This window comes from Streptomyces sp. SolWspMP-5a-2, from assembly GCF_900091845.1.
Classification (GTDB): Bacteria; Actinomycetota; Actinomycetes; order Streptomycetales; family Streptomycetaceae; genus Streptomyces; species Streptomyces doudnae.
Genome location: NZ_FMCI01000114.1, coordinates 46,515 through 65,543, shown reverse-complemented (window position 1 = coordinate 65,543; position 19,029 = coordinate 46,515). Strand labels below are relative to the sequence as shown.

16 protein-coding genes are annotated in these 19,029 nt (G+C 72.8%); 9 read left to right on the top strand and 7 right to left on the bottom strand.

The window, feature by feature from the left end:
• Positions 1–248: 248 nt before the first annotated feature.
• The 5 genes from GA0115242_RS11130 to GA0115242_RS11110 form a co-directional block, all read right to left on the bottom strand.
• Positions 249–1,043, bottom strand: coding sequence for a hypothetical protein (locus GA0115242_RS11130; RefSeq protein ID WP_256089406.1), 795 nt, complete (start codon positions 1,041–1,043; stop codon positions 249–251).
• A 93-nt stretch (positions 1,044–1,136) separates the two neighbouring features.
• Complete coding sequence (locus GA0115242_RS11125) at positions 1,137–2,615, bottom strand: GntP family permease (RefSeq protein ID WP_093827158.1); 1,479 nt, start codon at positions 2,613–2,615, stop codon at positions 1,137–1,139.
• A gap of 140 nt (positions 2,616–2,755) precedes the next feature.
• A complete protein-coding gene (locus GA0115242_RS11120; protein ID WP_093827156.1) occupies positions 2,756–3,166 on the bottom strand; it encodes a RidA family protein in 411 nt (136 codons plus the stop codon).
• Entirely contained in the window at positions 3,163–3,969 is an 807-nt protein-coding gene (locus tag GA0115242_RS11115) for an IclR family transcriptional regulator (protein WP_093827154.1), read from the bottom strand. Before GA0115242_RS11115 ends, GA0115242_RS11120 begins: the two co-directional genes overlap by 4 nt.
• Positions 3,966–5,024, bottom strand: a complete 1,059-nt coding sequence (locus GA0115242_RS11110; protein ID WP_093827152.1) for a sugar kinase — start codon at positions 5,022–5,024, stop codon at positions 3,966–3,968. Before GA0115242_RS11110 ends, GA0115242_RS11115 begins: the two co-directional genes overlap by 4 nt.
• Before the next feature lie 133 nt (positions 5,025–5,157).
• Here GA0115242_RS11110 and GA0115242_RS11105 point away from each other — a divergent pair, with 133 nt between their 5' ends.
• Positions 5,158–6,423: an amino acid deaminase gene (locus GA0115242_RS11105; RefSeq protein WP_093827150.1), complete on the top strand. Its 1,266-nt coding sequence runs from the start codon at positions 5,158–5,160 to the stop codon at positions 6,421–6,423.
• 12 nt (positions 6,424–6,435) lie between these two features.
• On the top strand, positions 6,436–8,046 hold the full coding sequence (locus GA0115242_RS11100; protein WP_093827148.1) for an N-acyl-D-amino-acid deacylase family protein: 1,611 nt from the start codon (positions 6,436–6,438) through the stop codon (positions 8,044–8,046).
• A gap of 51 nt (positions 8,047–8,097) precedes the next feature.
• On the opposite strand, the gene GA0115242_RS11095 is transcribed toward GA0115242_RS11100, so the two are convergent.
• A complete protein-coding gene (locus GA0115242_RS11095; protein ID WP_093827146.1) occupies positions 8,098–8,922 on the bottom strand; it encodes a trypsin-like serine peptidase in 825 nt (274 codons plus the stop codon).
• 228 nt (positions 8,923–9,150) lie between these two features.
• On the opposite strand from GA0115242_RS11095, the gene GA0115242_RS11090 reads away from it, so the two are divergent.
• The 6 genes from GA0115242_RS11090 to GA0115242_RS11065 all read left to right on the top strand — a co-directional run bounded on the left by GA0115242_RS11090 (position 9,151) and on the right by GA0115242_RS11065 (position 15,631).
• Positions 9,151–10,362, top strand: coding sequence for a pyridoxal phosphate-dependent aminotransferase (locus GA0115242_RS11090; RefSeq protein ID WP_093827144.1), 1,212 nt, complete (start codon positions 9,151–9,153; stop codon positions 10,360–10,362).
• Positions 10,363–10,464: 102 nt separating this feature from the next.
• Positions 10,465–10,881: an SCO4983 family protein gene (locus tag GA0115242_RS11085; RefSeq protein ID WP_093827142.1), complete on the top strand. Its 417-nt coding sequence runs from the start codon at positions 10,465–10,467 to the stop codon at positions 10,879–10,881.
• A 365-nt stretch (positions 10,882–11,246) separates the two neighbouring features.
• Positions 11,247–12,320: a substrate-binding domain-containing protein gene (locus GA0115242_RS11080; protein ID WP_093827141.1), complete on the top strand. Its 1,074-nt coding sequence runs from the start codon at positions 11,247–11,249 to the stop codon at positions 12,318–12,320.
• Between the two features lie 14 nt (positions 12,321–12,334).
• Positions 12,335–13,504 (top strand): toxic anion resistance protein, encoded by a 1,170-nt coding sequence (locus GA0115242_RS11075; protein WP_176729794.1) that lies wholly within the window; start codon positions 12,335–12,337, stop codon positions 13,502–13,504.
• On the top strand, positions 13,501–15,036 hold the full coding sequence (locus GA0115242_RS11070; protein ID WP_093827137.1) for a substrate-binding and vWA domain-containing protein: 1,536 nt from the start codon (positions 13,501–13,503) through the stop codon (positions 15,034–15,036). The genes GA0115242_RS11075 and GA0115242_RS11070 overlap by 4 nt, the downstream gene beginning before the upstream one ends.
• Positions 15,023–15,631: a hypothetical protein gene (locus GA0115242_RS11065; RefSeq protein WP_176729793.1), complete on the top strand. Its 609-nt coding sequence runs from the start codon at positions 15,023–15,025 to the stop codon at positions 15,629–15,631. The genes GA0115242_RS11070 and GA0115242_RS11065 overlap by 14 nt, the downstream gene beginning before the upstream one ends.
• 338 nt (positions 15,632–15,969) lie before the next feature.
• Here GA0115242_RS11065 and GA0115242_RS11060 read toward each other — a convergent pair whose 3' ends face one another.
• Positions 15,970–17,802, bottom strand: coding sequence for a phosphoenolpyruvate carboxykinase (GTP) (locus GA0115242_RS11060; RefSeq protein ID WP_093827135.1), 1,833 nt, complete (start codon positions 17,800–17,802; stop codon positions 15,970–15,972).
• Between the two features lie 463 nt (positions 17,803–18,265).
• Between GA0115242_RS11060 and GA0115242_RS11055 the strand changes: the two genes are divergently transcribed.
• Positions 18,266–18,979: a PAQR family membrane homeostasis protein TrhA gene (locus GA0115242_RS11055; RefSeq protein ID WP_093827133.1), complete on the top strand. Its 714-nt coding sequence runs from the start codon at positions 18,266–18,268 to the stop codon at positions 18,977–18,979.
• Positions 18,980–19,029 lie beyond the last annotated feature (50 nt).

The following is a 19,029-nucleotide window of genomic DNA, read 5'->3' as shown; positions in this document are numbered from 1 at the left end:
GACCGGCCCCTTCCGGAAAGCGACCTGACCTGCTCATGCCACAAATGGGCCACAAGCGGGACCGCACCGGATCTTCTCGTACACCTTCGCGGCGCACCCGCGCTCGGGCGGCCAGGGGTCGGTTCCGCCCGCCCGACGAGGCGAAAGAGCGGGAGACCGCCCGCACCGGGGACGCCGTCCCCCGACTCCCGGAGAACGTCGACCGCCGGTACCGGGCCGTCGGCAGGACGGCCCGATACCGCGGTCGGCTACTCCTTCTTCGCGGCCTCGGCCCCGGCCTTGTCGTCGACCTCCACCTTGCCCTCGGCCTCGCTCTTGACCTTGCCCTTGGCCTTGTCCTCGACCTCGGGCGCGTCCTCGGCCTCGACTCCGGTCCCGGCCGCGTCCTCGGCGTCCCCGGTGTCGGCGGCGTCGACGGCCTTCCCGTCCTCGATGTCGGCGTCGGCGTCGGCGTCGGCGTCGGCCTCCGCGTCGCCGGGCTCGCCGGCGCCGTCCTCGAAGTACGTGTCGAGGACGGCGTCCAGCTCCCGTTCCCACTCCTCGAAGCTGGAGCGGGACTTCGCCTCGATCTCGATCGGGTACCAGCGGCGGTCCGGGGTGTGGACGGTGATCGTGAAGCGCTTGCCGAAGCGCGGCGACTCCGTCTCGACCGCGCCGATCTCGTCCCAGCGGAACTCGCAGGCCTGGTCGTCGAGGGAGAGCCGGACGCCCCGGTGGTCGGCGACGATCCGCGCGCGGCGGTCGGCCGCCTCGAAGGCGGGCCCCTCCACGGCCTCGTCGTCGCCGGCCTCGTCGTCGCCCGGCCCGCTGTCCCCGGGCTCCTCGGCGGCCGGGGCGTCCCGCTCGGGACTCCCGTCCCCGGTACTCCCGTGCTCGGCGCGTTCCTCCTCCGTGTCCTGTGCGGCCTCGGCTTCGGTCTCGGCCTCCGTCGGCTTCCCCGTCGCCTGCGCGGCGGACGGGGGCGACGTGAGCCCGGGGATGAAGGCCGGGTCGAATCCGGCGCCCTCCAGGGGCTGGCTGCTCGAACCTGTGCGCTGCTCCACAGCGGGCAGTATGGTCCAAGATCCTGTGCCGGGCACACTCGCCCCCGACTTCGTTATCAGACGCCTACACGGCGCCCCCGGGCCCGCCGCGCCCTACACGAAGAGGCTGAGCACGGCCGCCACCGCGAACCCGGCGACCGACAGCACCGACTCCAGGACCGTCCAGGTCCTGAGAGTGTCGCGCTCGCTGATGCCGAAGTACTTGGCGACCATCCAGAAGCCGCCGTCGTTGACGTGCGAGGCGAAGATGGACCCCGCCGAGATCGCCATGATGACGAGGGCGACGAACGCCTGGGAGTGGTCGCCCGCCGCGAGCAGCGGGGCCACGATGCCCGCCGTGGTGACGATCGCGACCGTCGCCGAGCCCTGGGCGACCCGCAGCACCAGGGAGATCAGGTAGGCGAGGACCAGCACCGGCAGGCCGACGTCGTGGAAGGTGTCCGAGAGCGCCTGGGCCACCCCGCTCGCCTTGAGGACGGCGCCGAAGACCCCGCCCGCGCCGACCACCAGCAGGATGTTGCCGACCGGCTTCAGGGACGAGGTGGACACCTTCTCCAGGGAGGCGCGGGACCAGCCGCGCCGCACGCCCAGCAGGTAGTAGGCGAGCAGCAGGGCGATCGTCAGGGCCACGAAGGGGTGACCGAAGAACTCGACGACCGAGCGGCCGGTGGAGGGGTCGAGGGCGATCGAGGAGAAGGTGGCGGCGAGGATCAGCACCAGGGGCGTGCCGATGATGCCGAGGACCGTGCCGAGCGGTACGGGCCGCTCGCCGGGCTCGGTCCCGGCGGCGCGCTGCTCGGCCAGGACGGCCTCCTTGGCCTCGTCGGCGGCCTCGACCATGTCCTGCGGCACGGGGACGAAGATGCGGCGGCCGACCCAGGCGGAGAACGCCCAGGCCGCGAGGACGGCGGGGATGCCGCAGACGACGCCCATGAGGATGACCCAGCCGAGGTCCACGTGGAGCAGTCCTGCGGCGGCGACCGGGCCGGGGTGCGGGGGCAGGAAGGCGTGGGTCATGGAGAGTCCGGCGAGCAGCGGCAGGCAGTACAGCAGGACGGACCTGCCGGAGCGCTTGGCGGCCGCGTAGACGATCGGCGCGAGGACGAAGATGCCGACGTCGAAGAAGACCGGGATGCCGAAGACGATGCCGGTGACGCCCATGGCGAGGGGGGCGCGTTTCTCGCCGAAGAGGCGCAGCAGCCGGGAGGCCAGCACCTCGGCGCCGCCGCTGACTTCGAGGATCGCGCCGAGCATGGTGCCGAGGCCGATGATGATCGCGACATGGCCGAGGATGCCGCCCATGCCGGACTCGATGGTGGAGACGGCGTCGGAGCGCTGGACGGTGCCGAAGAGTTCGGTGACGGAGAGTCCGGCCATCAGGCCGACGGCTATGGAGACGGCGAGCAGCGCGACGAACGGCTGGAGCCGGGCCTTGATGATGAGCAGGAGCAGCAGGGCGATGCCGAGGGCGGCGACGGTCAGCAGACCGGCGGTGCCGTCGATGAGGAGGAGCAGTCCACCGGTGTGGGGTGGGGCGTCGGGGGTGGCGGACGCGGCGAGCGGGAGGGACATGGGGGGCCTCTTCGTCGGGGCATGCGGCTTTCGGGCAGGGGGGATCGCGGCACGGCCCCGCGCTGGGATGGTGCGGGGCCGTGCCGTGACGACGTGCGGACAGCTAAAGTTGACGGATCGTCAGCTCGGTGGTGCGGCTCTCAGCCGAGGACGGCGAGGGCGTCGATCTCGATGAGCAGGCCCGCCGGGAGGCCGACGTAGACGGTGGTGCGGGCGGCCGGCGGGGCGGTGAGCGCCTGCTCCTCGAAGTAGGCGTTGTAGAGGGCGTTCATCTCGGCGAAGTGGTCGACGTCGGTGAGGTAGACGCGGATCATCATCACGTCGTCCCAGCTCGCGCCGCCCTCCTCCAGGATCGCCTTGACGTTGGCGAGGGTCTGGAGGGTCTGCTCGCGCAGGGTGGGTCCCGCCGGGGTGGGGGCCTTGCCCTCCTCGGCGGGCAGGAAGCCGACCTGTCCGGCGACCTGGAGGATGTTCCCCTTGCGCACGCCGTGCGAGAACGCGGCGGGCGGGGTGGTGTGGGTCGCGGGGGTGAGGGCGGTCTTGTCGGTCATACCGGGTCCTTCGTCGGGGTTCGGGCACTGCGGTGGTCGGGGTGGGCCGGGTCGGTGACCGGGGTGCGGCCCGAGTACTCGCCGCTGATGGCGTCGGCCGTGCGGCGCACCAGCGGGAGCAGGGTGAGGAGTTCGTCGGCGGTGACGACGACGTTGGGCGCGGAGACCGACATGGCGGCGGCGACCCTGCCGTCGGCGCCGCGGATGGGGGCGCCGACGCAGTTGATGGACTCCTCGTGGCCGCCGAGGTCGGTGGCCCAGCCCTGGTCCCGCACCTTCTCCAGCTCCCGCAGGAAGGCGGGGGCGTTGGGGGTGGAGCGGGCGGTGTACAGGGGGTAGTCGAACTGCTCGGCGCGGGCCCGGCGTTCGGGCTCGGGGAGGTCGGCGAGGAGGAGCTTGGCGACGGCGGCGACGGTGATCGCGACCGGTTTGCCGATCCGGGAGTACATCCGCACCGGGTAGCGGCTCTCCACCTTGTCGATGTAGAGGACCTCGTCCTCCTCGTGGACGGCGAGATGGACGGTGTGTCCGCACTGCTCGTTGAGGCGGACGAGGTGGGGGTGGGCGATCTCGCGGATGTCGAGGTTCTCCATCGCCTCCTGGGCGAGGGAGATGAGCCGGGCGCCGAGCCGGTAGCGCTGGTCGGACTGCCGGTAGACCAGGCCGTGTTCGTGCAGGGTGCGCAGCAGCCGCAGGGCGGTGGACTTGTGCACGCCGAGCCGGTCGGCGACCCGGCCGAGGTCGGCGGGGCCCTCGGCGAGCAGCGGCAGGATGCTGAGCGCGCGGTCGACGGTCTGGCTCATGGCGTACGTACCTCCTGGTCGGCCCGGTCGTCGTCGGCTGCGGTGGTCCAGCCGGGGCCGAGTCGAAGTGTCCCCCACGCGGTGTCGTCGAGGGCGGCCAGCCGGTCGGCGTGGTCGCGGGCGGGCGGGGGCGCGAGGTCGCCGGGGACGGTGAGGGCGGCGGCGGCGCTCAGGTGGCCGTGCCGGAGGCGGTCGCGGACGGGCAGGCCGCGCAGGGTGGCGGAGAGGAACCCGGCGGCGAAGGCGTCGCCCGCGCCGACGGCGGCGACCACGTCGACGCGCGGGGCGGGCACGGAGGTGACGCCGCCGTCGTGGAAGACGGTGGCGCCGCGGGCGCCCTCCTTGACGACGAGGGTGCGGGGTTCGGGCAGGGCCTGGCGGACGGCGTCGGGCCCTTCCACGCCCCAGGCGTCGCGGGCCTCGTCGTCGCCGACGAAGACGACGTCGCAGCGGCGGGCGAGGCCGAGCAGGACGGGTCCGGCCTCGGCGGGGTCGGACCACAGGCCGGGGCGGTGGTTGACGTCGAAGGAGAGCAGCGGGCGTCCGGCGGCGGGCGCGGTGAGGTCGTGCAGCAGGGCGCGGCAGCCGGCGGAGAGGGCGGCGGTGATGCCGGTGAGGTGCAGGACGCGGGCGGCGCGGGCGGCGGCGAGGTCGAGGGTGTCGGCGCGCATGGCGGAGGCGGCGGACCCGGCCCGGTAGTAGGCGACCTCGTGGGTGTCGTCGGCGCGGTCCCCGGCGGTGCGGAAGTAGACGCCGGTGGGGCGGGCGGGGTCGCGGCGGACGGCGCGGGTGTCGACGCCGCAGGCGGAGATCCGTTCGACGAGGTGGTCGCCGAAGCCGTCGGCGCCGACCCGGCTGACCCAGCGGACGGTGTGTCCCGCGGCGGCCAGGGCGCAGGCGACGTTGGACTCGGCGCCGCCGATGGCGCGGTCGAAAGAGGGGACGTCGGCGAGGCGGCCCGGCCGGGTGGGCAGGAAGGTGACCATGGACTCGCCGAGCGTCACCACGTCGACCACGTCGGGGGCGGCGGTGGGGTGTCCGGCGGTGGTCACGATGGTCGTGGCTCCTCGTGCTCGCGGGTCTCGGTCGTCTCCGTTGACCCGGGGTTGGCTGGGATGTTAGACAGCGGTGAGCGACATACGCAATGAACGTTGCAGAAGATGCAACAGACGTCTCCAGGGAGGCTCCATGGGTGCCGAGGCGCTCGACCGGCTCGACGGGGAACGCGTCGACCACCGCTTCAAGGGCCTCCCGCCGGACGCCGAGGGGCTGACCGTGGGCGAGCTGACCGCCCAGCGCCGCAACCTGTTCACCGGCGGCTTCACCACCCCCGTGCTGGCCCTGTCCGCCGAGCGCCTCGAACACAACCTGGCGCTCATGGAGGAGTACGCGGCCCGCCACGGCCTGCTGTTCGCGCCGCACGGCAAGACCTCCATGGCACCCGACCTGTTCCGGCGGCAGATCGAGCACGGGGCCTGGGGCATCACCCTGGCCGTCCCCCACCAGGTGCGGGTGGCCCGCGCGTTCGGGGTGCGGCGGGTGTTCCTCGCCAACGAACTCGTCGACCCGGCCGCCCTCGCCTGGATCGCCGCCGAGCAGGACGCCGACCCGGACTTCCGGCTGGTCTGCTACGTCGACTCGGTGCGCGGCGTCGAGCTGATGGACGCGGCGCTGACCGGCGCGGCCCGCCCGCTGGACGTCGTCGTGGAGCTGGCCGCGGGCGAGGGCGCCCGCACCGGGGCGCGGACCGAGGCCGACTGCGCGGCCGTCGCCGACGCCGTCGCCGCCACCCGCACGCTGCGGCTGACCGGTGTGGCGGGCTACGAGGGCGAGGTGCCGGGGGCGGACCCGGAGCGGGTGGGCGCCTATCTGCGCCGTCTGGTGGCGCTGGCGACCGGCTTCGACCGGGCGGGCCGGTTCGCGGACGCCGAGGAGATCGTGGTGAGCGCGGGCGGCAGCGCCTGGTTCGACGCGGTCGCCGAGGTCTTCGCGGAGATCCCCGGGCTCTCCCTGCCGGTGCTGAAGCTGCTGCGCTCGGGCGCCTACGTGTCCCACGACGACGGCCACTACCGCAGGCTCACCCCGTTCAACCGGGTGCCCGAGGAGGGCGCGCTGGAACCGGCGTTCCGGCTCTGGACGCAGGTGGTGTCCCGGCCCTCCGCCGAGCAGGCGTTCACCAACGCGGGCAAGCGGGACGCCGCCTACGACCTGGACCTGCCCGTCGCGCAGGTGGTCCGCAGGGACGGCGCCGAGGAGGCGGCCGACGGCATCGAGGTCACCGGCCTCTCGGACCAGCACGCCTGGCTGCGCACCGGCCCCGGCGCGCGGCTCGACGTCGGCGACTGGGTCGGCCTCGGCCTGTCCCACCCGTGCACGTCCTTCGACAAGTGGCAGCTGATCCCGGTCGCCGAGGCCGACGGCACGGTCGTCGACTACGTCCGCACGTTCTTCTAGAGGAGGCCCGCCGTGGAGGAACTCGTCATCCGGGACGCGGACGTGGTGGACGGCTCCGGGGGCCCGTCGTACCGCGCCGACGTGGTGGTCGACGGCGGCAGGATCGTCTCGATCGTCCAGGAGGCGGCGGCCGCGGGCTGCCAGCGCCCCACAGCGCGAAGGGAGTTGGACGCGGCGGGCCTCGTCCTGGCGCCCGGCTTCATCGACATGCACGCGCACAGCGACCTCGCCCTGCTGCGCGACCCCGACCACAGCGCCAAGGCCGCGCAGGGCGTCACCCTCGAAGTCCTCGGCCAGGACGGCCTGTCGTACGCGCCGGTCGACGACCGCACCCTCGCCGAGGTGCGCTCCGCGATCACCGGCTGGAACGGCACGGGCGACGACATCGACTTCGACTGGCGCTCGGTCGGCGAGTACCTGGACCGCCTGGACCGGGGCATCGCGGTGAACGCCGCCTACCTGGTCCCGCAGGGCACGGTCCGGATGCTGGCCGTCGGCTGGGAGGACCGCGCGGCGACCCCGGCCGAGCTGGAGCGGATGCGGCGGCTGGTCGCGGAGGGCCTCGAACAGGGCGCGGTCGGCCTGTCGTCGGGGCTGACGTACACCCCCGGCATGTACGCCCGGGACGCCGAACTCACCGAGCTGTGCCGGGTGGTGGCGTCCTACGGCGGCTACTACTGCCCGCACCACCGCTCCTACGGGGCGGGCGCCCTGGAGGCGTACGAGGAGATGGTGGCGCTCACCCGGGAGGCGGGCTGCGCGCTCCATCTGGCGCACGCCACCATGAACTTCGGGGTGAACGAGGGCCGCGCCCCCGCCCTCCTCGACCTCCTCGACACCGCCCTCGCGGCGGGCGCCGACATCACCCTGGACACCTACCCGTACACCCCGGGCTGCACCACCCTGGTGGCGGTGCTGCCCAGTTGGGCGGGCGAGGGCGGTCCCGAGGCGGTGCTGCGGCGGCTGGCCGACGACGCGACGGCCGAGCGCGTCCGCCACCACCTGGAGGTGACCGGCGCCGACGGCTGCCACGGCGTGCCGGTCGAGTGGGACACCATCGAGATCTCCGGCGTCAACTCGGCGGCGCTCGCGGAGTACGTCGGCCGCACCGTCCAGGAGTCGGCGGACCTGCGCGGCGAGACCCCGTGGACGACGGCGCGGCGGCTGCTCCTTGAGGACCGGCTCGCCCCGACGATCCTCCAGCACGTCGGCCACGAGGAGAACGTCCGCACGATCATGCGCCACCCGGTGCACACGGGCGGCTCGGACGGCATCCTCCAGGGCAGCAAGCCGCACCCGCGCGCGTACGGCACCTTCCCGCACTATCTCGGCCGGTACGTGCGGGAGTTGGGCGTGCTGTCGCTGGAGGAGTGCGTGGCCCACCTGACCGCGCGGCCCGCGGCCAGGCTGCGGCTGCCCGACCGGGGTCTGGTGCGCGAGGGGTACCGGGCCGACCTGGTCCTGTTCGATCCGGCGACGGTCGCGGCGGGGTCCACCTTCGAGCGGCCGCGCGCCCTGCCCGTGGGCATCCCGCACGTCCTGGTGGACGGCCGTCCGGTGATCGAGGACGGCCGCCGCACCGACGTCCTGGCGGGCCGCTCGGTCCGCCGCGGACAGGTCTAGTGCCGGGCCGGGCCGGGCATCGCGAGCCGGTGAGCCCTTCCGGTCAGGGCGTTAGGGCTTGGGCAGGGTGCAGGCGGCGGCGCTGAGGTTCAGCACGTTGGCCGAGGTGAAGCAGGCCGGGATGTTGTAGGTCTCCTCGGCGTAGTTGATGCCCTTGCGGACGGTCACCGTGCCGTTCGCGTCGACCTCGCACGGGTTGTTGACGGTGCAGCTCGCGCCGTCCTCGTTGCCCGTGTTGTTGACGGCGACGACCTGCCCGGTGCTGGTGTCGATCACCGGGGAGCCCGAGGTGCCGCCGATGGTGTTGCAGGCGGAGGTGTAGCGGACCGAGTCCTTCCAGGTCCAGCTCCCCTCCTTGAGGCGGTACACGAAGCCGTCGATGTTGCAGCTGTAGATCGTCTTCCAGTACCCGGAGACGACCTTGATGGCGGTTCCCGCGGTGGGGTGCGAGGCGCTGAGGGTGAGCGGGCTGATCCCGTACGCGCTCTTGATCGCCGCGTAGGTGGTGGTCGTGCGGTAGATCGTCACGTCCGTGTCGGTCATGGTCGAGTAGAGGACCTGGTTGGCGCGGAGCGTGGCGACGGTGGTCCCGGCCGAGTTCAGCAGCCCGAAGGTGCGGCTGGAGGACTGGCCCGTGATGACCTGGCCGGGGCTCGGGAAGCCGGTCTCCAGGCAGTGCCCGTTGGTCATCACCAGCGCGGGGGCGGTGTCCGTCGAGCCGGGGAAGCGGACGACCGAGCCGGAACAGTTGCTGAGCGAGACGATGCCCGCGAAGTCGACGGTCACGGCCGCGGCCTGCGGCGCGGCGACCGCGGGTGCCACCCCGGTCCCGGCGATGGCCAGGGTCGCGAGCGCGGCAAGGAGAGGCTTTCTCATGTGGGGTCCCCTCGTGGACGCGAGCGGCCGGAGATCGTCCGCCCGCTCTCGAAATTGTCATGTGCATTGTTGTGGGGCGGAGGGGACGGAACAAGGAGCGGTTTCCGGTCATACGGCCGCCGTGAAGGCGGCGGGTCCGGGCGCGGGGACCGGCGCAGGCACCGGGTGCGCGCACGCGTGGCGGAAAACACCACGCGCGGTCCGTTACCGGGCCGTAAGCTCCCAGACATGCAGGTGATCCAGTCGACCAAGCTCTCCAACGTCTGTTACGAGATCCGCGGGCCGGTCCTCGAGGAGGCGATGCGGCTGGAAGCGGCCGGTCACCGCATCCTCAAGCTGAACACCGGCAACCCGGCCGCGTTCGGCTTCGAGTGCCCGCCGGAGATCCTGGAGGACATCCTCCGCAACGTCTCCACGGCCCACGGCTACGGCGACGCGAAGGGGCTGCTGGCGGCCCGGCGCGCGGTCGTCATGCACAACCAGACCCTCGGCATCGAGACCGACGTCGAGCACGTCTTCATCGGCAACGGCGTCTCCGAGCTGATCGTCATGGCCATGCAGGGCCTGCTCGACGACGGCGACGAGGTCCTCGTGCCCGCCCCCGACTACCCCCTGTGGACGGCCGCCGTCTCGCTCTCCGGCGGCACCGCCGTGCACTACCGGTGCGACGAGCAGTCCGACTGGATGCCCGACCTCGCCGACGTGGAGCGCAAGGTCACCGACCGCACCAAGGCGATCGTCGTCATCAACCCGAACAACCCCACGGGCGCGGTGTACGACGAGGCGGTGCTCAAGGGGCTCACCGACATCGCCCGCCGCCACAACCTGCTGGTCTGCTCCGACGAGATCTACGACAAGATCCTCTACGACGGCGCCACCCACATCCCGACCGCCAAGGTCGCCCCCGACCTGCTCACCCTCACCTTCAACGGCATGTCGAAGGCGTACCGGGTGGCCGGGTACCGGGTCGGCTGGATGGCCATCTCGGGACCGCGCGCGCACGCCGACTCCTACATCGAGGGCCTGACGATCCTGGCGAACATGCGCCTGTGCGCGAACATGCCGGGCCAGCACGGCGTGGTCGCCGCGCTCAGCGGCCGCCAGACCATCGGCGAGCTGGTGCTGCCCGGCGGGCGGCTGAAGGAGCAGATCGACACCGCCTACGAGCTGCTGACCCAGATCCCGGGCGTGACCTGCGTCCGGCCGAAGGGCGCGCTGTACCTCTTCCCGCGGCTCGACCCGAAGACGTTCAAGATCAAGGACGACCGGCGGATGGCGCTCGACCTGCTGCGCCGCGAGAAGATCATGGTCGTCCAGGGCACCGGCTTCAACTGGCCGGAACCCGACCATTTCCGGGTCGTCACCCTGCCGTCCGTCGGGGACCTGCGGGACGCGGTCGGGCGGATCGCCCACTTCCTCGACGGCTACGGCCAGCCGTGACCCTCACCCACAGTAGGTAGAAGGTCCTGTTTTGTGACGCGCACAACTTTAGACGAGATCTAAGCTAGGATGGTTTCCTGTCACCGCACGGGAGGCCGTCCCATGTACGAACCGATCCGCACCAAGTCGGTCCACAGCACGATGACCGGCACGCCCTCCGACTTCCCCCACCGGTCCCGCGAGGAGGAGCTGGACATCCAGCTCGCGGGCCATCTCGCGGCCCTGCTCGCCGTCACCGACGAGCTGCGCGCGACCGTCCCGTCCGCCGAGCTGGACGCGGCGGCGCGGCGGCTCGCCGACCAGGTGGCCCGGCTGCGCGGCGGGTCCGCCCCGGCCCGGCTCTCCGCCACCGTCCCCGGCTCCGACCCGGCCGCGCTCCACCAGCGGGCCCAGGCGCTCGCCGGACGGGCCCTGGTCGTGGCGGCGTCCCGGGCGGACACGGCGGCGGCGATCCTGTCCGCCGAGCGCATCGACGCCCACACGGCGGCCCTGCGCCCGCACGCCCTCGCCGCCCGCTGACCGGACCGGGGCCCCACAGACGGCCCCGGTCCGCGCGCCCAAGACGCACGCGGACCGGGCGCCACCGACCACGGACCCGACCCGCCCCTGTCCGGCGGTCCCGCGACCACGCGGTCCCGTGATCCCGCGGTCCGGCGGTCCGGCGGTCCGGCAGTCCGGCAGTCCGGCAGTCCGGCAGTCCGGCAGTCCGGAGACGCTCAGCCCGGTGCCGGATGCCGGTGTGGACGGCGATGTCGGCTCCGGCTGCGATGACGCCCTCTCAACCGCCCTTTCTCCACCCCGCGTTGGATAACGGGACGCCCGCTTCACTCCCCGTTCATCCCACTCGCACCGGAACGTGGGTTTCCGCGAGCAGGCTCCCTCCTGTGAGACGTATCGCGGGAATCGTCCTCGCGGTGCTGCTGGTCGGCGGCGTGGTGGCAGCCGTCGTGGCGGGCCGGGACTCAGGGGACACAGGCACGGCAACGAAGACCGTGCGAGGAGTGATCGGGTCGGAGAAGGCCGAGTTCTTCGCCGACCCCGACGTGGTGAAGGCCCTCGCCACCGAGGGCTGGACCGTGAAGGCCGAGACCTCCGGGTCCTGGGCCATGGAGGGACTCGACCTCAAGGGGTACGACTTCGCGTTCCCGTCCAGTCAGGCGCCGGCCGACGCGCTGGCCGCGAAGTTCCGGGTGCGGGAGCCGCTGCCGCGCCCCTTCTACTCACCGCTCGTGGTGGTGGCGCACCGCGCCGCGGCCGGGGTGCTCGCCGGCAACGGCCTCGCCGACGTCACGGGCCACCGCGGCACCCTGCGGATGGCCGCCTACCTCGACGCCGCCCGGCACGACCGGACCTGGCAGCAGCTCAAGGGGGCGGACAAGCACGGGGAGTTGACCGGCACGCTGGCCATCACCAGCACCGACCCGGAGAGTTCCAACTCCGGCGCCCTCTACCTCGCCGCCGCCTCCTACGTCGCCGCGGGCGGCAAGGTCGCCGCGAACGCCGCGGACGTCGGGCGGACCGCGCCCCTGATGCGCAAGCTGATCAGCGTCCAGGGCGCCCAGCAGTCCAGCAGCGACGCGGCGTTCCGTGACTTCGTCAGCGGCGCCGGGAACCCGCTGGTGCTGGTCTACGAGTCACAGGTGGCCTCGCTGCTCGCGGCCGGGCAGGCGGGCGACGACCTGGTGGTGCTCTACCCGGACACCACCGCGACCAGCGACCACACGGTCGTCCCGCTCACCGACGACGGCCGCGCCCTCGGCGAACTGCTCAGCACCGACCCGGCGCTGCGGCGGCTCGCGGTGCGCCACGGGTTCCGTCCGCAGGGCGCGACCTCCGAGTTCGAGGCGGCCACCGCCGCCCACGCCGACTACCTCAACCAGACACTGACCGGTGTCCGGCAGGCTCCCGTGCCCACCTACGCGGTGCTGCGCGACATGGCACGCCGGGCCCGGGGATGACGGGGGACCCACCGATGACCGACGAGACGTTCACGCTCACCCCGCCCGAGGCCGTCGCCCCGGTGCCGCGGGAGAAGGCCGGCGGGCTGGTGCCCGTCGACGAGACGGTCAGGGCCGGTCTGGCCGAGAAGGCCGCGGGCTACGTCGCCGACCTCGCGGCGCTCGACGCCCGCTCCCCCGCGTTCGCGGGCAAGGTCGGCGAGATCACCGCGCTGGGCGGCGGCGAGATGCGCAGCGCGGCCGCGCAGTCCAACCGGATGCTGGAGCGGACCGTGCGCGCGCTGCCCGACCGGGGAGGCGACGCGCAGAGCCAGGTCGCCGGGTCCCTGGTCGAACTGCGGCGCGTGGTCGGGGACCTGGACCCCCGCGACCTGCCCGCGAACCGGGGCCGCCGCCTGCTGTCCCGGCTGCCCGGCGGCAACAGGCTGCGCGACCACGTCGCCAAGTACGCGTCCGCGCAGGGCACGTTGAACAAGATTGTCGGTTCGCTGCGCGGCGGCCAGGACGAACTGCGGCGCGACAACGCGGCGTTGCAGACGGAGCGGGTGCGGCTGTGGGAGACCATGGGCAAGCTCCAGGAGTACGTGGTGCTCACCGAGGCCCTCGACACCGCCGTCGAACAGCACCTCACCGGCGTCGAGGCGACCGATCCGCAGCAGGCGGACGCGCTCCGGGCCGACGTGCTCTTCCCGGTCCGGCAGAAGCAGCAGGACCTGCTCACCCAGCTCGCGGTCTGCGCGCAGGGCTACCTCGCCATGGACGTGGTGCGCCGCAACAACGACGAGCTGATCAAGGGCGTCGACCGGGCCGCCACCACCACGGTCTCCGCGCTGCGGATCGCGGTGATGCTGGCGTCCGCGCTGGACAACCAGCGCAAGGTCGTCGAGCAGGTCAACGCGCTGCGCTCCACCACCGAGGACCTGATCAGGGGCAACGCGGAGATGCTGGCCACGCAGAGCGGGGAGATCCAGCGGATCGCCGCCGACCCCGCGGTGGGCGCCGAGACGCTGCGGGCCGCGTTCCAGCAGATCTACCGCACCCTGGACGCGATCGACACCTACAAGGTGCGCGCCACCGAGGTGATGGCGACCACCGTCGAGTCCCTCACCTCCGAACTGGAGTCCGCCAGCGTCTACCTGGAGCGCAGCCGGTCCCGGGGCGCGCTGGACGGGGGCACCGCGTGAGACGCGTGATCGCGCTGGCCGCGACCGCCGCCGCCCTGCTGAGCGCCTGCACCGCGGCCCGGGACACCCCGGCCGACCCGGCGTCCGCGGCCCCCGGCACCCTGCGTGTCCTCGCCTCCAGCGAGCTGGCCGACATGACGCCGGTCCTCGACCGGGTCCGCGAGGAGACCGGGATCACCGTCCGGCCCACCTACCTGGGCACCCTGGACGCCGTGGACCTGCTCGCCAAGGGCGGGGCCGAGGGGCACTACGACGCGGTGTGGCTGTCGTCGGACGACTGGCTGCGGCTGCGGCCCGAGGCGGCGAAGCGGGTCGTCTCGGAGACGCCGATCATGTCGAGCCCGGTGGCGGTCGGGGTGCGCACGGAGACCGTGCGGGCGCTCGGCTGGAGCCCGGCCGACGTCACCTGGTCCCAGGTCGAACAGTCCGTGCGGGACGGCGAGATCGGCTACGGCATGACCGACCCGGCGCGCTCCAACTCCGGTTTCGCCACCCTCGTCTCGGTCGCCTCGGCGCTCTCCGGCGCCCAGTCGGCGCTCACCGACGCGGACGTGGCGAAGGCGACGCCCCGGCTGAAGGAGTTCTTCGCCGGGCAGAAGCTGACGTCGGGTTCGTCGGGCTGGCTGGCGGCCGCCTACCGGCGGCGCGGGAACGTCGAGGCGCTCCTGAACTACGAGTCCGTCCTCAAGGGCATCCCGGGCCTGACCGTGATCCGGCCCAAGGACGGCGTGGTCACCGCCGACTACCCGCTCTCCTCCCTCGCCGGTACCTCCGCCACGACCCGCGAGGACGTCCGCAGGCTCACCGCGGCGCTGCGCAGCGCCCCAATCCAGCGGCTGATCACCGAGCGCACCCACCGCCGTCCGGTGGTCGCCTCGGTGCCGCCCGCCGCCGGGCTCGACACCGCGCGCCGCCGCGAACTCCCCTTCCCCGGCAGCCGTTCGGTGGCGGACGGGCTGCTCGACGCGTACGAGAACGAGCTGCGCCGCCCGTCGCGCACGGTGTACGTGCTGGACACCTCCGGCTCCATGCGCGGCGAGCGCATCGCCCGGCTGAAGACCGCGCTCACCGGTCTCACCGGGGACTTCAGGGAGCGCGAGGAGGTGACGCTGATGCCGTTCGGTTCCGGGGTCAAGAGCGTGCGCACGCACGTCGTCGAACCGGCCGACCCCGAACGCGGCCTCGACGGCATCCGCGCCGACACCCGGGCCCTGGAAGCCGACGGCGACACGGCGATCTACACCTCGCTGGAGGCGGCGTACGGGCATCTGGGCTCCGGCGGCGACACGTTCACGTCGATCGTGCTGATGACGGACGGCGAGAACACCACCGGCGCGCGCCCGGCCGAATTCGACGCCTTCTACCGCGGGCTCGACGGGCGGCAGCGGGAGATCCCGGTCTTCCCCATCCTGTTCGGCGACTCCGACCGCGCCGAACTCACCCACATCGCCGACCTGACCGGCGGCCGCCTCTTCGACGCCCGGCAGGGCTCCCTGGACGGCGCCTTCGAGGAGATCCGTGGCTACCAGTAGGGTCCTGCGCGCCCTGGAGTCCCGCAAGAACCTCACCGGCAGCGCCTGCGGGCTGGCCGGGGTGGCGCTGACCTTCGCCGGGGTGGCGGGGGCGTACTGGCCGGTCGTGGTCGCCGGGCTGTACGGCGCGGGCGCGCTGATCGCGCCGCCGGAGCGGCCGGCGCCGCCCGACTTCCCCGACCCGTCGGCCCAACTCGACGCGCTGCGCGAGGACTTCGCGCGGCTGACGGAGTACCTCGACGGTGTCGACCTGCCGCCCGCCGCAGCCGGGAGGCTCGTCGAGCTGACGGAGCTGCTGGCCGCGCTGCTCGATCCGGGCTGGGTCGCGGAGGTGCTCGCCCTGGACCCGGAGGGTGTGCACGCGCTGGCCCGCGCGGTGCGCCAGGACGTGCCGGAGGCCGTCGACGCGTTCGTGCGGACGCGGTGGTGGAACCGGATGGCGCCGGGGCAGGAACCGCCGGAGCGCCATCTGGAACGGCAGTTGACCCTGCTGCACGAGGAGGCGGACCGGCTGGCCGCCTCACTGCGGGAGACCGAGGCCCGCCGCCAGGAGTCGCACACCCGCTACCTGGAGGACCGCGGACGCGGCGCCTGAACGGAGGCGGGACGGAAAGGAAGCGGGCTCAGTTCACGGGCCCGGACATGGGCACGGCACGGCCGCGGGTCGCGGGCCGCGGGTACGGGTCGCGGGCCCGGCCCGGGTCATGGTCCTCTGCGGGCGAAGGTCCGTCGCCGGGGTGCCGTCGGGGCGGACGGCGGTCCCGGCGACGGACCCGGGCCCCGTACGCCGTTGTACGGGGCCTCGCCGGTCATCGGGTGACGCGGGCGCGGACCCTGGGGCCCGCGCGGGCCTTCGGGTGGTGCACCGCGGCCGGCCGTGACGATCGCTGGTCAGGGCACATCCGGGCCGGCCGCGGAGTCTCTCGGACGGGATCAGCCCAGGCGCTGGACCAGCGCGCGGTACTCGTCCCACAGCTCCTTCGGGGTGTGCTCGCCGAAGGTGTCGAGGTGCGAGGGGATCAGGGACGCCTCCTCGCGCCAGATCTCCTTGTCCACGGTGAGCAGGAACTCCAGGTCGGCGTCGGCGAGTTCGAGGCCGTCGGTGTCCAGGGCGCCCGGGGCGGGCAGCACGCCGATCGGGGTCTCGACGCCCTCGGCGCGGCCGTCGAGGCGGTCCACGATCCACTTCAGGACGCGGCTGTTCTCGCCGAAGCCGGGCCACACGAACTGTCCGGCGTCGTTCTTGCGGAACCAGTTGACGTAGTAGATCTTCGGGAGCTTCGCCTGGTCCCTGCCCTTGGCGACGTCGACCCAGTGGCCCATGTAGTCGCCCATGTTGTAGCCGCAGAACGGCAGCATGGCGAACGGGTCGCGGCGCAGCTCGCCGACCTTGCCCTCGGCGGCCGCGGTCTTCTCGGAGGCCACGTTGGCGCCGAGGAAGACGCCGTGGTTCCAGTCGAAGGACTCGGTGACCAGCGGGACGGCGGAGGCGCGGCGCCCGCCGAAGAGGATCGCGGAGATCGGCACGCCCCGGGGGTCCTCCCACTCGGGCGCGATGATCGGGCACTGGGCGGCGGGGACGGTGAAGCGGGCGTTGGGGTGGGCGGCCGGGGCACCGGCCTCGGGCGTCCAGTCCGCGCCCTTCCAGTCGGTGAGGTGCTGCGGGGTCTGCTCCGTCATGCCCTCCCACCAGATGTCGTTGTCGTCGGTGAGGGCGACGTTGGTGAAGACCGAGTTGCCCCAGAGCGTCTTCATCGCGTTGGCGTTGGTGTGCTCACCGGTGCCGGGCGCGACGCCGAAGAACCCCGCCTCGGGGTTGATGGCGTAGAGGCGGCCGTCCTCGCCGAACCGCATCCAGGCGATGTCGTCGCCGATCGTCTCGACGGTCCAGCCGGGGACGGTGGGCTCCAGCATGGCGAGGTTGGTCTTGCCGCAGGCGCTCGGGAAGGCGGCGGCGACGTACTTCGACTCGCCGCTCGGCGGGGTCAGCTTGAGGATGAGCATGTGCTCGGCGAGCCAGCCCTCGTCGCGGGCCATGACGGAGGCGATGCGCAGGGCGTAGCACTTCTTGCCGAGCAGGGCGTTGCCGCCGTAGCCGGAGCCGTAGGACCAGATCTCGCGGCTCTCGGGGAAGTGCGAGATGTACTTGGTCGGGTTGCAGGGCCACGGCACGTCGGCCTCGCCCTCCTGGAGGGGGGCGCCGAGGGTGTGGACGGCCTTCACGAAGAAGCCGTCGTCGCCCAGCTCGTCCAGGACGGCCTGGCCCATGCGGGTCATGGTGCGCATGGAGACGGCGACGTAGGCCGAGTCGGTGATCTCGACGCCGAGCGCGGAGAGCGGCGAGCCGAGGGGGCCCATGCAGAACGGGACGACGTACATCGTCCGGCCGCGCATCGAGCCGCGGAAGACGCCGCCGCGCCCCTCCTTGCCCTGGAAGACCTCCCGCATCTCGGCGGGGTCCTTCCAGTGGTTGGTCGGGCCCGCGTCCTCCTCCCGGGCGGAGCAGATGAACGTCCGGTCCTCGACCCGCGCGACGTCGGTGGGGTCGGACGCGGCGTAGTAGGAGTTGGGGCGCTTGACCGGGTCGAGCCGTTTGAAGGTGCCCTTGGTGACGAGCTCCCCGCACAGGCGCTCGTACTCGGCCTCCGACCCGTCGCACCAGACCACGCGGTCCGGCTGGGTCAGCTCGACGATCTCGTTGACCCACGAGATCAGTTCCTTGTGGTGGGTGGGAACGGCGGAGGGAGCCGCGTTGTCGCGCGCCACGATTGCTCCTAGATGAGGGATTTTTTGTTGGAGGCCCCGTGGGGGCTGCGACCCGGATGCCACCGCGCCGGGTTCCTTGCACGAGAACCCTGCGCTCATCCGGTGCCGACCGCACTCATTTGATCATCCGACGCTCGCGCCCATCTGTCCAGAGGGCCTCACACTTGAGCGGAGTGAGGATCGCCACGTATGCCGACGTTTCGCGGCGTTTCTTTGCGTGCGCGTGGCGTTCACCTGAAGCCCCCTTGGCACCGCCCGGCACCACTCACCACCCGGCACCACTCACCACCCGGCACCACTCACCACCCGGCACCACTCACCGCCGACCACCCGGCACCCGCCGCCCGCCGCCCACCGCCCACCGCCCACCGCCCGCGCCAACTGCCGTGAGACGATGGCCACTCTTCGTCGGCCCCGGCCGTTGTTGACCCGTAACTTACGGTTCCGTAGGTACGATGCCGACATGACTGCGTCCGCCCCTGACGCGCCCACGGACCAGCCGCCCGTCGGCCGCGGTCCCACCGCGCTCTCCCTGCCGCACCCGGTGAAGCCCAAGCTCCGTGGCTGGCTCCACCTGGGTATGTTTCCGGCCGTTCTGGTCGCCGGACTGGTGCTGACCGCCCTGGCCGACTCCTCCCGCGGGCGGATCGCCTGCGGGATCTACGTCCTCACGGCGTGCCTGCTCTTCGGTGTGAGCGCGCTGTACCACCGGGGCGACTGGAGTCCGCGGATGGACGGCGTCCTGCGCCGTCTGGATCACGCCAACATCTTCCTGATCATCGCGGGCACCTACACCCCGCTGACGATGCTGCTGCTGCCGGGCGCGAAGGGGCAGTGGCTGCTCTGGGGCATCTGGGCCGCGGCGGCGGCCGGGATCGTCTTCCGGGTCTTCTGGGTCGGCGCCCCGCGCTGGCTCTACACCCCCTGCTACATCGCGATGGGCTGGGCCGCCGTCTTCTTCCTGCCGGACTTCATGCGCACCGGCGGCATCGCCGTCCTGGTCCTGGTGGTCGTGGGCGGGCTGCTCTACAGCGTGGGCGGCGTCGTCTACGGCATCAAGCGGCCCAACCCCTCACCGCGCTGGTTCGGCTTCCACGAGGTCTTCCACTCGCTGACGCTGGCCGCCTTCGTCGTCCACTACGTCGGCATCTCGCTGGTGGCCTACCAGCACGCCTGACCGCGTCCGCCCAGGGCCACGGCCGTCCGGCCGTGGCCTTTCGCGTGCCC